The sequence below is a fragment of the Bradyrhizobium sp. UFLA05-89 genome (assembly GCF_059803475.1).
In genome coordinates this window covers 19,024-34,399 of the sequence record NZ_JBANBA010000028.1, presented here as the reverse complement: position 1 = coordinate 34,399, position 15,376 = coordinate 19,024, and the positions used below count along the sequence as shown (strand labels likewise).

10 protein-coding genes are annotated in these 15,376 nt (G+C 59.2%); all 10 read left to right on the top strand.

All coding sequences use genetic code 11. From position 1 onward, the window contains the following. The first annotated feature begins 1 nt into the window (after position 1). Positions 2–1,756, top strand: a complete 1,755-nt coding sequence (gene tssF / locus SO139_RS16915; RefSeq protein ID WP_498540252.1) for a type VI secretion system baseplate subunit TssF — start codon at positions 2–4, stop codon at positions 1,754–1,756. Beyond that, positions 1,720–2,703 carry a type VI secretion system baseplate subunit TssG gene (tssG, locus tag SO139_RS16910; protein WP_498540251.1) on the top strand — a complete coding sequence of 328 codons (984 nt, stop codon included), beginning with the start codon at positions 1,720–1,722 and terminating at the stop codon, positions 2,701–2,703. Before tssF ends, tssG begins: the two co-directional genes overlap by 37 nt. 659 nt (positions 2,704–3,362) lie before the next feature. Next, a complete protein-coding gene (locus SO139_RS16905) occupies positions 3,363–5,060 on the top strand; it encodes a type VI secretion system-associated FHA domain protein (protein ID WP_498540250.1) in 1,698 nt (565 codons plus the stop codon). After that, positions 5,057–5,563 carry a type VI secretion system lipoprotein TssJ gene (gene tssJ / locus SO139_RS16900; RefSeq protein WP_498540249.1) on the top strand — a complete coding sequence of 169 codons (507 nt, stop codon included), beginning with the start codon at positions 5,057–5,059 and terminating at the stop codon, positions 5,561–5,563. The genes SO139_RS16905 and tssJ overlap by 4 nt, the downstream gene beginning before the upstream one ends. Positions 5,564–5,634: 71 nt before the next feature. Further along, positions 5,635–6,999: a type VI secretion system baseplate subunit TssK gene (gene tssK / locus SO139_RS16895; protein ID WP_498540248.1), complete on the top strand. Its 1,365-nt coding sequence runs from the start codon at positions 5,635–5,637 to the stop codon at positions 6,997–6,999. Further along, the gene (gene icmH, locus SO139_RS16890; protein ID WP_498540247.1) at positions 6,992–7,864 is read left to right on the top strand and encodes a type IVB secretion system protein IcmH/DotU; all 873 of its coding nucleotides are present in this window, start codon (positions 6,992–6,994) and stop codon (positions 7,862–7,864) included. The genes tssK and icmH overlap by 8 nt, the downstream gene beginning before the upstream one ends. Before the next feature lie 10 nt (positions 7,865–7,874). Further along, positions 7,875–11,489 carry a type VI secretion system membrane subunit TssM gene (tssM, locus tag SO139_RS16885; protein WP_498540246.1) on the top strand — a complete coding sequence of 1,205 codons (3,615 nt, stop codon included), beginning with the start codon at positions 7,875–7,877 and terminating at the stop codon, positions 11,487–11,489. Positions 11,490–11,751: 262 nt separating this feature from the next. Beyond that, on the top strand, positions 11,752–12,666 hold the full coding sequence (locus SO139_RS16880; RefSeq protein WP_498540245.1) for a serine/threonine-protein kinase: 915 nt from the start codon (positions 11,752–11,754) through the stop codon (positions 12,664–12,666). Positions 12,667–12,794: 128 nt separating this feature from the next. Beyond that, positions 12,795–14,276, top strand: coding sequence for a type VI secretion system Vgr family protein (locus SO139_RS16875; protein ID WP_498540244.1), 1,482 nt, complete (start codon positions 12,795–12,797; stop codon positions 14,274–14,276). 572 nt (positions 14,277–14,848) lie between these two features. Continuing rightward, positions 14,849–15,358: an Hcp family type VI secretion system effector gene (locus SO139_RS16870; RefSeq protein ID WP_498540243.1), complete on the top strand. Its 510-nt coding sequence runs from the start codon at positions 14,849–14,851 to the stop codon at positions 15,356–15,358. Positions 15,359–15,376: the final 18 nt, after the last annotated feature.

Sequence of the window (15,376 nt, the reverse complement as noted above, 5' to 3'; positions counted from 1 at the left end):
AGTGGTGGCCCTCAACCCGTATTACGAAGATGAACTGTCTTATTTGCGCGAGCTTGGCCGCGACTTTGCAGAGGCCAATCCGGAGCTCGCTCCCTTTCTCGGGCGTGATGCGACCGATCCAGACGTAGAGCGGCTCTTGGAAGGCTTTGCCTTCCTCGTGGCACGGCTGCGCCAGAAGCTCGACGACGAGTTTCCAGAATTCGTCCATGACCTGTTGCGGATGGTATGGCCACAATATCTTCAACCCCTGCCGCCCATCACGACGCTGGCATTTGCCGTGAAGCCGTCAGTGAGCGCCGGAAGTGTGAACTTGCCTGCCGGCACGAGCATCCGCTCGCGTCCAATCGAGGGAACGAATTGCGCGTTTGTCACCTGCTACCCAATTGACGTGCTGCCGCTGGAGATCGATGACGTCGAGCTCGAGAACCGGACGAGTTCGGCTCGCCTTACCCTGGCGATCAAGGCAACCGGTCGACAAAACCTGTCATGTCTTCGAAAGGGCCGGATCCGTCTCTTCTTTTCGACCGAACGAGAGCCACAAGTCGGTCGCTGTCTATTGACCTGGCTGTGCCGTTACGTCACGGCAGCGAGGGTTACCGTGGGGGATGAACAGGTTGTTGCCGCCATTGGGCCAACACAAATCGCGCCAGTCGGTTTTGGCCATGATGAGGCAGTTTTACCCTGGCCACCGAACGGATTCTCAGGATTCCGGATCATTCAAGAATATCTGACTTATCCCTCGAAATTCCTCTACGTCGAATTGTCCGGTCTCGAGTCGGCCGGGATTCAGACGGAAAGCGAGTGCAAGCTCAGTTTCGAGTGTCATCGTCCGTTCCCCGTGCAATTGCGTGTAAGCAACGATCAGATTCGCTTGAACTGCACGCCAGCCATCAATGTTTTCAGTCACGAGGCGTCGCCGATCCGCCTGGATCGGAAGAAAACGGAATACCGCGTGCTTTCCTCCGGGGGACCGAACTTCAGCATCCGCTCTATCGATCGCGTGACCGGCCACGTGCAAGGACACCACGAACGTATCGAGTTCGAACCATTCGGTCTGTTGCGCCACGATCTGCCTGGCGAGGGTCGCAACCGGGCTTACTTTCGCGAGCGCATTCGCCCCGCAGTAGTCGGCCGAGGCATCGATCACTATGTGAGTTTCGTTGATCGGCTCGACATCGCCCAACATCCGCCGATCGATGTCGTCTCGCTTCGATTGACCTGTTCCAACGGACCTATCGCCGAGCGGCTGCCGGTTGGTGCGGTGGACCAGCCTTCCTCCGACACGCCTCGTTCCGTCACCTTTTCCAACATTACCGGTGTCGTTGCAGAGGTGCCACCACCGATCAATGCCGGCCTGTTGCGGCGCCTGACGGCCAATCTGGCGCGCAACTACGGCTCCATGGTCAATATCGATGCCTTGCGGACTGTTATTTCCAGCTACGATTTTCGAGCGGTGTACGACCGTCAGGCGCGCCGTCGCCTGGAGCTGTTACTCGAGGGCCTCGACCGGGTCGTGACCACCGATACCGATCATGTGGTGCGCGGCGCCCCGATCCGGATGCGCAACATCGAATTGGCCGTCGCCGACAGCAAGATCGGCAGTGAGGGCGAATTATTCCTATTGGGCTCGGTACTCGACGGCTTCCTCGCCGCCTTCGCCGGCATCAACATGCTGCACGGGTTTTCGATCCATGGCACGGAGAGCAACGCGCACTACACATGGCCAGCGAGAATCGGACAGATCACGCCGTTCTGACCGCGCCCGACGATGTCAAGGAGCTCGCGACTTACGGATTTTTCTCTCTCGCAGCCCTTCTTGAACGGCGCTTCAGCGATGCTCCACCAATCGGATCCACCGATGATCCCGGGCGCGAGGCCGTGCGCTTCCGCGCGGCGCCAATGCTCGGCTTTCCCGCCGAAGAGATCGCGGAGATCAGCCAAGTCAAGGCCGGCAAGCGGCTGGAGGTGTTTGTCAATTTCCTGGGGCTGCACGGCCCATCCTCGCCGTTGCCTCCCTTTTTTACCGAACGCGTCATGCATGGGGACGGCACTGGAGCGCTCGGCCAGTTTTTCGACTTTTTCAATCACCGTCTGATCAGCCTGCTGCTGCGAATTTGGAGGTACTATCGCCACCATTTGCGTTTCGAGGAGGGAGCAACTGATGCGATCTCGGTGCTGGTCGGTGCGCTTTTTGGGCTCATGCCCGCGGAAAACACAGCTGATGACCGGGAATGGCGGGCCCGGTTGCTGCCTCATGCAGGTCAGCTTGCCTTGAACAGTCGATCGGCACCGCTCGTAGCCGGCGTCATTTCCAACCATTTGGGCATTCCGACTCGGATTGAGGAATTCATTTGGCGTGAAATCGAGATTCCGCCGGAAGCGCAGTGGCGTCTGGGTAGTCCCGGTATTCAGCTCGGCTTTCATACTCTTGCTGGCGAAACGTTGCCGGACATTATGGGGAAATTTCGGCTTCGCCTCGGTCCGCTCAGCAAGCAGCAATTTTTGTCGCTGCAGCCCGCTCGCGAGACCCACGCCATCCTTTGCCGTCTTATGAGTGCCGTCTTGCGCGAGCCGCTGGCCTGGGATCTCAAGCTGGAACTGGCGGCGGGAGAGATGCCGGAATGGGTTCTGGGTGAAGGAGAATTGGGCTGGACGACGTTGATAGAACCTCTCGAGGCGACAGAAAGCTCAGTTCTGTTGTGATTGTCGTCGCAAGTTCATTCGGCAGGTTCGATGTATTGAAGTCCGGCGCGCTTGCTTCTGGCAAGCCTTCGTCTTTGACACACAGAAAGGACGAACCAAGGCCGCAGGCATCCAGCGGCCGTCGAAGTGGCCGTTGCCGAGCCCGCAAGGATCGGCGAAGCCGGCGATGAAGTAAAGGCGTCATATCGGAGCGAGGCCCCAGGTTGACCCCTGTCCAGTATCTGACAGCCATAGCGCCTCTGTCACGTTCAGAACAACAGCCGTGATCTGCGGCGTCCTAGTTTTCAAGGCCCAATCAATAGTTTGGCTCGCGAGAGCCGTTGGCACAGCGGTTGCTAACAGGATGCCGAAAGACTGAGAGAGAGTTTGTGCGGCAGAACACGCAGGACGAGTGATGCTCTTATCTTGCACCGGTGTGGCGCGCTTCTGAGAGGAAAATCAGTGCGTCCTTCACCATGCCCCAGAGCGAATGAGCGCGCGAAACGGTCGATCGACCTCACAACATGGTGGAAGGGAGGTAGCTACGTTGGCGCCTCGCACTAGTCTGGTCCGGCGGGCGCATAGGCAGCGGCGCTGAAAAGCGAAGTCGAACAAGGCATGGGATGCATCTCATACTCGCAATTATCGGAGAGAACGCGCAAGCCCTAGGCCGAAACGCAATGCATACGTTCGGACCGGAAGGTGGCGTCATCGGGCGGGGACTTGGCTGCAGCTGGCAGCTTCCGGATCCAACCAATACTCTTTCGGCACGCCATGCGCGGATCGCATTTAACGGTCTCGGATTCTCCGTCACGGACACCAGCACTAACGGCGTCTACGTCAACACCATCGACGCGCCGTTGGGACGCGGCAACGCGGCGCCGTTGGCCGATGGCGATACATTATATATGGCAAGCTACATCATCTCGGTGATGATCGAGTACGATCCTGACGAGAAACGTCAGCAGCTCGGGCTAACAGGTTCGAACGCCGTGCGCATCGGTGGCGCTGCGCCGGCCGTGCCGTCGCCTTCAGTCGCGCAGGAGCTGGCCGATGTGCCCCTTACGGCTCCCGGGCTGTTGGGCAGAGATACAGATCTTCCGCTCGATCCGTCAACCGCGATCGACGGGTGCCGGTCGTCCTCTCATCCAGCTGCGCAAGAGAGGCTACAGGCGGTCGTTTCACCACAAGTGCGCGATCTATTGTGTCTCCTTGAAGACGAGGTTCCCGCCAAGGACGCGGGATCAGCCGAGCCAGATCTGCTCGCAGACTTGCCTCGGATGGCGCAAGTGTCGAGCATGGCCGACACGGAGATGCCCTCCTTGCATGCGCGGCTGCGCGAACCTCCTTCGCATCCGTTGCCACAGGCTGAGACCTCATTTGTCGAGCCATTGCATCGACCGCCTACACTACTCAAGGAAAGCTGGACTGCACCGGCGAATGGCCGTCCTGCACCGATTATTCCAGAGGACCTTGACATTGGCGATCTATTGCCGGAAGGGGGCTCATTCAGAGGGCCGCCGCCTGCGCCGGCATTGGAGGCAAATTCGCGCCTCGACGCACCAAGCGCCCCGCTTCAGGTCGCGTCCAATCCGATCAATTCCGCTTCTGCCGATCGTGGACCACTGAGCGCTCCCGGTGCATCGGATGACCGTCCCGAAGAGCGCAGGCTTGATGCGTCGGCAGTCATAAACGAGCAAGTTGCTGGAAGGCTGATCGACGCTCCAGAGGTTCACGACACAACGTGTTTTGCAGCCTCACTTTCCCCCGCGTCATCGCCGGCAGAATCGGATGAACTGCAGGAGCTCTGGAACGCATTGGGGGTCGATCCGGGGTGTCTGCCGTTGGCACAGCGCCAGGAGCTCCTTGCTGAACTCGGCCGCGCGATCGCCGAAACGGCCAACGGTCTGCAATCGACTCTGGCTGCGTGGACTAAAATCAAGAACGAACTTCACATTGAGGCGGCACGAGGACGCGCTGGCAACAACAATGCATTCAAATGCATGAAGAGCGGTCATAGCGCACTGCGCGAGGCGCTTGCGAAGGATCATGCTTTACTCCCGCTTTCCCAATCAGTCCGTGAAGGGTTCTGCGAAATCAAGGCCCACGAGGTCGCAGCCATAGCGGCGATGCGAGGGGCGGTCAGCAATGTCTTGACGCATATGAGTCCACAACGGATCGAGAGTGATGGCGCCAATAGAGGTCTCTTCGGCACCCGCATCAACAAGGCCAAGCTGTGGGACCGGTTTGTTGCGCTGCACGCATTCATGGTCAATGACATTGATCGGATTGCGCGCGCCTATATCGCAGAAGAGTTTGCCCGAACCTACAACACGCGGCTCTCGGCACTTGGCTCAAGCGAACGGAAGGCGTCATGATAGTGCCGCCGACAAAACGTCAGCGGTTGTCTCTCGTTAGCGGAGCATTCCTGGCGGCCGCCGCGGTAGCCAGCTGCTCGATCGATAAGGCCTTGAAGACAACGCCACTCAAATTCGTCATCCACAGCGATCCGCTCGTTAATCAGAACGCGCGCGGTGAGCCGTCGCCTGTTGTCGTGCGCATTTATGAGCTGAAGTCGACGACTAATTTCGACCGGGCGCAGTTCTTCGAACTGTTCGATAGCGACGCCAAACGCCTCGGGCCTGATCTGGTCGCTAAGCGCGAGACTGAACTCAAGCCTGGGGAGAAATACGATTTCGAGCGCAATACGCCCATTGAAACTCGCTATATCGGCGTGATCGCCGGTTTCCGACTGGGTAACGAAGCGCAATGGCGATCAACGACCGAAATCAAACCTGACCGAGACAACACGATTTTGGTGAAATTGACGGCGCATGCGATCAGCGTTGAAGCCAGCCAAAACTGGTGGAAGATCTTCTGATCGCCTCTGTCGTTATCGAGGCGAGGCTCTGAGCAGATGCCGGCTGTTGGAGTTCACAAGGCGATATGGCGATGTCTGGGGCGAGTAAACCGATCTGGTCAGAAGGCATGTTGGTGCGGCCGCAGCACCTGCAGCAATACGACCGCTGGGTCGAGCAACTGCTCGAGAATCGTATCGCCGGTCTGATCGGTCACGGTTGGGGTGTTCGGAGGATCGCCTTCGATCGTGGCTGCCTCGCGCTCGGGCAGGTCGTCCTTACCGAATTCGAAGGCATTATGCCCGACGGTACTGCGCTTCGCTTGCCTGAGCACGGTCAGCTTCCACCTGGACGAATACCTCCAGCCGCGGCGAAGAACTTGCCGGTCAAGATCGCTGTGGCGCGGCGCCGGCACGCCGGCAATGAACTCTCTCCCGGGGACGTACCTTTGAGCCGTCATCGTCAAGAGGTCCTTCAGGTCCGGAATGCGACTGCGCCTGAGAAGCCTCCCGTCGATATCGATGTTGCAGCGCTGACAACGCATCTTGTGTTCGACGCTGAGGAGCAGGGCGAGCTGATTACGATGCCTATTGGTCGAATCCACGAGATCGATTCGGCCGGCGCCATTACGTTGACCAAGACCTACCTCCCGCCGGCCCTCGATATCCATGCGGTCCACCCCCTGATTGCGCTGTTGAACGAGGTCAGGTCGCTGCTTCGGACCCGCGCTGAGGCTCTTGCTGCGCGCGCCGATCCATCCCGCGTGAGGGCAGATGGCGCGGGGCTGATCGATCTTGTCACGTTATCCATCGTGAACAGCGCCGAAGCCGTTTTTGACCATTTCGCAGCAACACGCGGGCATCATCCCGAAACCCTCTTTCGCGCGCTGCTCGGCCTCGCGGGACAGCTCTCGAGTTTTGCCGGTGACCGCCGTATACCCGCAGATATGCCTGGCTATTGCCACGAGGATCTCGAACCCGGCTTCACAGCTCTGGTACGTATTCTGCGCGAGCTGTTGTCCGTCGTAATCCAAGGCGCCGCGATCTCACTCCCGCTACAGGATCGCGGTTATGGCATACGGATCGCTATCATTGCTGATCGCGCCATATTTCAGGATGCTCGCTTCGTTCTTATAGCAGTGGCGAGTGTAGCGACCGAGACGCTGCGCATCCAGCTTCCCGCTCAAATGAAGGTAGGCTCGGTCGAGCAGATTCGAGATCTCGTCAATCTTCAGCTTCCGGGCATTCCTGTTCGCGCGCTGCCCGTGGCACCGCGCCAGATACCCTACATCCAGAACGCCGTCTATTTCGAGCTCGATCAATCAGTAGAGCTGTGGCGCACCATGCCGCGCTCGGCGGCCTTTGCTTTCCACGTCAGCGGTGACTACCCGGATCTGCATCTCGAGTTCTGGGCCGTCCGCGGAGAACGTGTGGCTCACCAGGCTGAAACACATGGATGAGCCGACAGTCATTGGACGCAGACCGCTCGGTCCGACCCGTCATATTCAACGCGAGCAATCGTCCCTTCGCGTTCCGTCCAAGGACGCCGCAGCAGCCTTCCCCGTCACGCCATCACCAGCACCTGGCGAAGTGCGGATCGCCAACCATGCTGAAATTGTCGCACAAAGTCTGTTCGAGCCAACGGCGCCGGAAGACGCTTTGGTTGCGGCCGCGACACCGATCTTTTTGATTGTCGCACAGCTTCGCATGGTCGAGACCGCAGATATAGCGGCGATGCGTCGTGGAACTGTCGAGCAAATTCGCCGCTTCGAAGAGTGGGCCGTCAAGAACCAGGCCAGTCGCAGCGATGTGAGCGCTGCGCGTTACGTCATCTGCGCGCTGGTCGACGAAGCGGTGATGACCACGCCATGGGGCAGTGAAAGCGCCTGGAGCGACAATAGCCTGCTCAACCAGTTCCACAACGAGACGTGGGGCGGCGAAAAGGTCTTCCAGATCGTCGAGCGCGTCCAGGCCGAGCCCACCAAATACCTCGCACTGCTTAAACTCATCAATCTCTGCTTGCTGATGGGCTTTGAAGGCAAATATCGCGTCATGGATGGAGGGCGCGAGCGGCTTGAAGACCTGCGTTCGGAGGTCCGTCGCCTTTTGGGGAAATACACCACCGCGCCGCCGGCAGAACTGTCCGGCGAATGGCGTGGCGTCAAAGCCCGCACCGGGCTGCGCACTTACGGGTCCTTGTGGACCGTTTTCGCCATTGCCGCTTTTGTGATGCTCATCGGCTACATCGTTTTCCGGTGGCGCCTCGGAAACCAAACCGCGGATGTCGAGCAGTTGCTCGAGTCGATCGGCCGTTCAGGGCTTTAGGGAGGCGCAGGTGTTCGGCCCACATTTGGCGGCACTCTTCTCGGTTCGAGGTATCATCACGCTCATCTGCTTGCTTGCGATCAGCCTGCTCATCTGGTTCGGCGGTCCTCATCTCGTCGTGTTCGATCAGGGTCTGCTCGACCAGCCAACCGTTCGCGCCGGCGCGATCGCGAGTCTCTTGCTCGTAGTCGTGCTCGTCACGCTTGCTCGTTACTGGCTGGCGCGCCGCACTAACCGCCGCATCATCAAGTCACTCATGGAGAGCGAAGGCCTGATCGGACCTGCCGGCAATAGCAGCAAGGAGGAAGTCGAATTAATTCGTAGGCGCTTCGAGGATGCACTGAAGGTCCTGCGTGATACGGTATTCGCGGGCAAGCGCGGACCAAGTTATCTGTTCGAACTGCCCTGGTACATCATCATTGGCCCACCGGGCGCGGGCAAAACGACGATTTTGCGCAGCTCTGGGCTCGAGTTTCCGCTCTCCCGGCAGCTTGGAGTCGAGCCGGTCGCCGGCATTGGCGGTACACGAAACTGCGACTGGTGGTTCACAGATGAAGCAGTCTTGATCGATACGGCAAGCCGTTACACGACGCAGGACGTCGATACCGAGGTCGATCGTGCGGCCTGGCGCGGCTTCCTCGATCTTCTCGTGACACATCGGCGCCGGCGGCCCATCAACGGTATCCTGGTTGCGGTCAGCTTGGCCGATTTTTTATCGCGGGACGAGCCGGTGAGGCGGCAGCACATCCAGGCCATTCGCTCGCGGATACAGGAGCTGCTGAAGACCTTTCGCATACGCATTCCGGTTTATGTGCTGGTTACCAAATGCGATATGGTGCCTGGCTTTACAGAATATTTCGACGATCTCGACAATCAAGGCCGTGCCCAAGTCTGGGGCAAGACCTTTCCTCTTGGGCCATGCGATCGTATCGGCGACGCCGTGGGCTTGGAGATGCAGGAGCTTGCGGAGCGTCTTGAGGCCAGACTGCCCCTTCGCATGCACGACGAACGCGATCTCAGCCGGCGGGGACTCATGTATGCGTTTCCGAAGGAGTTCTGGGGTGTCCGGAGCGAAATCGCTAGCTTCCTTGGTGAGGTCTTCCGATCGCATCGCTTCGATGTAGAGCCGATGCTGCGTGGCGTCTACTTCACCAGCGGCACACAGGAGGGAAAGCCAATCGATCGCGTGATCGATGCGATTGGCCGAAACTTCGGTCTGCACTTGACCCCGCGCATGCCGACGCTCGAGCCGGGGAGGGGGTTCTTTATCAAGCAGTTGCTGACCGAAGTGATCTTCGCTGAGCAGGGATTAGTCGGCCGAAATTCGAAACTTGAGCGCCGGCTCGCTCTGGTCCATGGCGGTGGGCATATCGTAGCAATGGTGCTAACGGTGGCTGCGTTCATTCTGTGGTATAGCGCCTTCACCCGCAACGAGGCGCGTATCGAACAAACCAGAGTGGCCGCGCAGACTACAGAGGCGCGTCTTTTGGAAAGCCGCGGACCGCTCGACCTTAAGGCCATCCTGCCGACACTCAATGCCGCGCGCCGGCTACGTCTAGTGGCTGGGGAAGACGGCTGGTTTGCCTGGCTTGATGATCTCGGCATCTCGGCGCCCCCCGTGCTTGCGCCAGCTGCTCAAGATGTCTACGACCGCATCCTGCTCAATCGCCTGCTGCCGGTTTTCGCGGGCAGGCTCGCCGTCCGCATCGATGCCCTGTTGCGCGCCGGCAATGATGCTTTGCTGGACCAGGTCAAGGAGGTGTTCCGCACCTATCGGATGCTGAGCGATCCGGGCCATTTTGACCGTGGCGAAGTCGAACAGGCGGCGCGCAATGAAATCGCGCGCACATTTGCGCTCGATCCGACGTCGGCTGGCGAGCTGAACCAGCATTTTACGCGGCTTATCGAGTTGCTGCCGAAACCCATCAGTGTCGACCAGCAATTCGTGGGAGCGGTGCGGTCCCGGCTAAACAAGCGTCCTATCGTCGAGCAGGTCTATGCCCGCCTCCTACGCGAAGGCGCGCAGAACTCGCGCCTGCGGCCGGTCGATTTTATTCGTCTGCTGGGTTCCGGGCAGCTTGAGATCACCCAAATGCGCACCTTCCAAATTGGCCTTCCCGCCATTGACGAGCAGGAACAGGTTTATGCGAATGGTGGTGCCATGATCCCCGGCATCTTCACGCGCGAGGGTTTTCTCAATTTCGTGCTGCCGAACCTTCCGCTCATCGTCCGAGCAGAGCAGAGCGCCGACTGGCTACTCTCCGGCGCCTCGTTCGACGCGGCAGATATTCAACCGATCGCCCTCAAAGTCATGGATCGGTATGTTAACGATTATATCCGCGTTTGGACAAATGTCCTGAGCAGTATCCACGTTGTCAAGTTTGACGATTTGCAACGCGGCTCAGCGATCATGCGCGCCTTGGCCGGCTCGGAAAGCACGCTGCAGCAGATCGTTTCTCTAGTGCACGACAATTCGAATCTGCTGCCGTTAGGAGAGCAGACCCTGGTCAAGGCCGGAGATGCAGGCTCCGCCGGCGGCCCTTCCTCGGTCGCCGTCCATCAAGCCGCGGGTGCTCTGTTCCATGCTGCGTTCGGCGATGCGCCTTGGCCGGGAACGCGGATCACCGAAGCGTTCCGGCCTCTGGCCCAACTGGCCACAGGCGGGGCTTCTGGACAACCGACGGGCATGGATCATATCCGTGGTCTCTTCGGCGGTCTCTATGTGGCGATGGCCAACATCGCGACAGCGCCGGATCCGAACCAGGCCGCGTTTCAGCTCGTTCAGCGACGCGCCAAGGATCCGAACAACGATGCTTTCGGTGCCCTGCGCGCCGACTCGGCGCTGCGACCGGAGCCGATCCGCACCATCATGAACGAGATCGCGCCTCAGACATGGAGCATCTTGCTCAAGCGGGCGCATGACCATGTCGATGCGGTTTGGACGCGCGAAGTGGTCCCGGTCTGCCAGGGTATCATTTTCCAGCGCTATCCAGTTTTCGAATTGGCGAGCGAGGACATGACGCTCAAGGACTTCGGCGATTTCTTTCGTCCCGGCGGCATCGTCGATGACTTTTCTGAGAAATACCTTTCGCCGCTGGTCGTCGACCGTCGGACCGGCCTTGCACCGGCGATCATCGACGGTGCAGAGGCACCAATCCGCGCGGATGCATTGATGCAATTTCAGCGCGCGCGGGAGATCCGCAATGCGTTCTTCAGCAGCCCCGGTTCGGCACCGGCAGTGAAGTTCAGCATCAAGCCAGTCTATCTCAGCCCCAAACTGATGGGCGCGACGTTTGTCTTGGACGGCAAGGAAATCACCTATCGTCACGAGGCGCCGCGTGCCTACGAGCTCGAATGGCCGACCCGAACCGATGCAAGTATTGCCGCCATTACGCTCACCGCGGCGGACAAAACCGAGGAGAGGATCGAACGGTCAGGCCCTTGGGCACTGTTCCGGCTGCTCGACGCGTCACAACTGGCCTCAGGCGGCGCTTCGGATCGGTTTGCCGTGACGATCGGTAAGCCGGACGGGACCAACGTGACCTACGAACTGCGCGCAGCAAGTGTCAGCAATCCGTTCAGCCTGAGCGTCCTTCGCTCGTTCCGGTGCCCGGATAGCCTATGAACAGCGGGCGTCGGAGTTCTCTTTTGTATCTGCTGGAGGAGTCTGGCCGTTGGTGCCTCGTCGGGTCGAGGCATCAGCGGCTGAACGAGCCCTTGGCGGCATCGTACCTGGCGCAAGGCGATCCCTGGCCGTCGGGCTACTGCTCGCCATTGCGATTTGGAATCGATACCGCGACCTCGGCGTTCTTCCTGCTCTGGGACGGCGGGCGTGGAATAACCAGTGATGTCCGGGCGATCGCCGTCTGCTTGAGCGAGGATGCACTTTGAACCCATCTTCGGTGGGGTCGGTCGCGCCCTTGGGATACGTACTCGGCGGCCGTTTCGACCTGGTGGAGGTGATCGGCGTCGGCGGCATCAGCACCGTTTATCGCGCGACAGATCGGATTGGTCTGTGGGCGCGCGAACCAAACCCCGACGTGGCAGTGAAGGTTATCCGACCGCATCCGAGGATGCGCCAGGAATTGATCGGGCTGCTGCATCGCGAGGCGCGTCTTTTGCGTATGGTCGTGCACCGGAATTTGGTGCGTATTTATGATTCCGATTACGACGGCAAGTACCATTACCTAGTCATGGAGTTTCTTAAGGGCCGGTCGCTGGCGCAGATCCTGATTGAAAATCAGGGACGTCCGCTCTCACCCGCTGTTTCCTTTCGTATCATCCGCGCTGCGGGGCAGGGGCTCGCCCATATACACCGTTTCGGACTTGTCCATGGCGACCTGAAACCGGGCAACATCTTTATGACGTCAGACGGCGCAATCAAAATTCTGGACTTTGGCGCGGTGCTGACGCTTGAGGCTGCGCCGCGAACCGAAAGGGGTGATCAGATCGCTCTCATGACCCCGGCCTATGCTTCGCCGGAGATGCTGATGGGTGAGCCGCGGGCGGAAAGCGATGATGTCTATTCTCTCGCTGTGGTCGCCTATCTGCTCCTGACCGGCATGCATCCCTATGCGCATCGGCCGGCCGATGAGGCGCTCTACGATAATCTGACACCGGCACCGCCTTCGACCATTTCCACAGCGCAATGGCGGGCACTCGCCTCCGGTCTTGCCCTCAACCGCCGTGACCGCATCCAGACGGTCAGTGAGTTCGTCCAGAGTCTCACCCAACCGCCTTGGTTTTACCGCTTGTGGGGCGGTGCTCGCCATCCGGCTGTCGTAAAGCGTGTAAGGAAATAAGATACTATTTGAACATTCCCATGCTTGGGAATTGCGGGCACACGCTTGTCGTCTCTGACGTTAGCTCGCTCCGGGGCAACTGAGAAAAGCTGCTTGGCTCTACGGACGTTCGACGTGGTATGGTACCGATGACCGACTACAATCTCAGCATGAGTCTGGACATTCTCCGTCAGCCAGAGCTCAAGCTCGACGTGCAAGGCTTCGAAGGCACAGAGTGCATTTCCCTGCCGTTCAGCTACCTGGTTTATGCCACGTCATCGAGCGATGCTGATATCGGCTCAATGATTGGTGAACGCGCCAGGCTGACGGTCAAAACCGCATGCGGGCGATGGATTGCATCGGGCCTCTGCGCCCAGGTAGAAGAACTGGACCCGACGGTAACTGACCTGCGGGTGCTTCAGTTTGTTCTACGCCCGCGCTTCTCGGTTACCGAACTATCCATAGCGAGCCGCGTTTATGGCCCTGGCCAACCAGTCAGCGTGGATGACATCGTCAAAGAAGAGCTGAACAGGGCAGCCATTAGCATTCCGGCCGAGTACAATCTGGATAGCTATCCAAAGCGAAATTATGTCGCGCAGTACAATGAAAGTGATTTCAATTTCATTTCGCGCCTTTGCGAACGGAACGGAATTTTCTATTTTTTCAAACAGGAAGACGACGGTGAGACCGTTGTCTTTGGCGACAAGAACCTGGCATTTCCCAAGATCAAGTTCGGCAGCGGCGCGGCTATCCTCTATTCGCACCAACGCGACCGCCGCGCATCCCGCCGCGTCGACGAAAGCGCAATTCTGTCTGTCCGGGAACGCTGCGTTCTCTCGACAAAGACGATCGGGCTCCGCGATTACAACGAAACGGTGCCGTCCGTCATATCCGCGGATAAAGAGGTCGGACAAGGCAATGGCTATTTGGGAAAAGCCGAACGGTTCGGCGGACATTTTGCTTCCGAAGGAGAAGCGATCACGCTCGCCAAGATCCGTGCGGAGCAAATCGGCGCCAGTCAGACGATGTACATCGCCCATAGCGACGCGCCGCAGCTCCGCGCAGGGGGCATTTTCGAACTCCAGGGCCATCCACGGTTCGATGGCGAATATCTCGTCGTCGCCGCGGATCACTCGGCCTATAGGCCGGCCCCGACCGGGTTCAACGCCTTGCCCCGGAACGGGCGGGCCTACTACAACATGGTCCACTGCATCCGGTCGGACGTACCTTACCGTCCAGTCGCGATGACGCCTGTGCCGCCGGGCGTCGGCCTCTACAGTGCCAGGATCGACGGAGAAGCATGGAACGAGCGGGCGGAAATCGACGACCAGGGCCGCTACAAGCTACAATTTACGTTCGCCGACGAAGCAGCGCCAAAAGGGCGTGGTAGCGACTACGTGAGGAAGCTCGAGCCTTATGTTGGCCCGAGTGAAACCGGGCTCCATTTTCCCCTGGTCGCCGGGACGGAAGTTTTGGTTGGCTACATGAACGGCGATATTGACCGGCCGGTGGTGGTCGGCGCAGTGCACAATCCTGACATGAAGGGCGTGGTGACCTCCGAAACGCACTTGTTCAATCGCATCAAGTCGCAATCTGGTACCTTTTTCGAGATCTACGATGGGCCTGCCTGAGTTACTCATCTCCTAGCGCTTTATGACCGTCTGGCGACCCGCGACCCGCGAGATCGACCCGTTGGTGGAAGCGGTCGCCAATGTAGCGCGCGCAACCATCCTGCCAACACCGACGATTAACGTGCCAGCGCCATCGTCCGATGGCATACGTTCGCTATTGCTTCGCGACGGACGTGAATTACGTCTGCGGCTATCTACCCAGCATCTGGAACAGCGACAACGCGGCCCTCGTACGGTGGTCGTCTACGCAATTCGGGGCAATGCCCTGGTTGACAATCGCGCCGGCTACCGAGTGTCGGGGCAGGCTGTGCTCGACCTTGCCACGCGTGCGTTTCTGGATGTCGAGTGCCGGCTGGAGTCAGTAGGCGGCTCTGTTATGCCGTGAAAGATCGCTGGACTTGCGCAGACGACTTCCCTTGACGGGGCTGTGCGCGGACATCTGCCAGCGTTGTGTGAGCCATCATCCAGGCCGGCAGTAAAAACGATCCCTTTGCCGACGCCCTTTGGCACGGATGTTGCGATGTCCGCCGTATCAGCTCGGTCGGGAGCATGCCAGACAATGGAGGCGAAAAGTGTCCCTTGAAGCTTATATAACGATCAAAGGCAAGAAGCAGGGCGACATCTCCCAAGATGCGTCCAAGCCGGATAGCATCGGGCAGGTCGCCAAGCACTCCGACAACCAGTCAAAGATCACCGTTGTTGCGTTCAGCAGTGGAATCACTGTTCCGCGCGATATGACGAGCGGTGTCGCCACCGGCACGCGCAATTATCAGCCGGTGGTCTTCACCAAGTTTTTCGATCGTGCCTCGCCGCTGCTCTGGCAGGCACTGGCAACAAACGAGGTGCTTGAAGAGGTCGTGTGCGAGTTCTACCGCGCCGATCCAGCGGGGATGCCGAAGCCGCAAAACTTCTTCAAAACGACCTGGAAGGACGCGACCTTGATCGAAGGCAAGGCCTTTGTGCCACTGACGATCAATCCGCAGAATAACTTCTTTCAGAACATGGAGGACTGGTCGTTCACCTACAAGGAAGTGAAATGGGAGCACATTCCCGGCAGTACCACAGGCGAAGACAAGTGGTGAACGGCTTCCGCCAGCGCC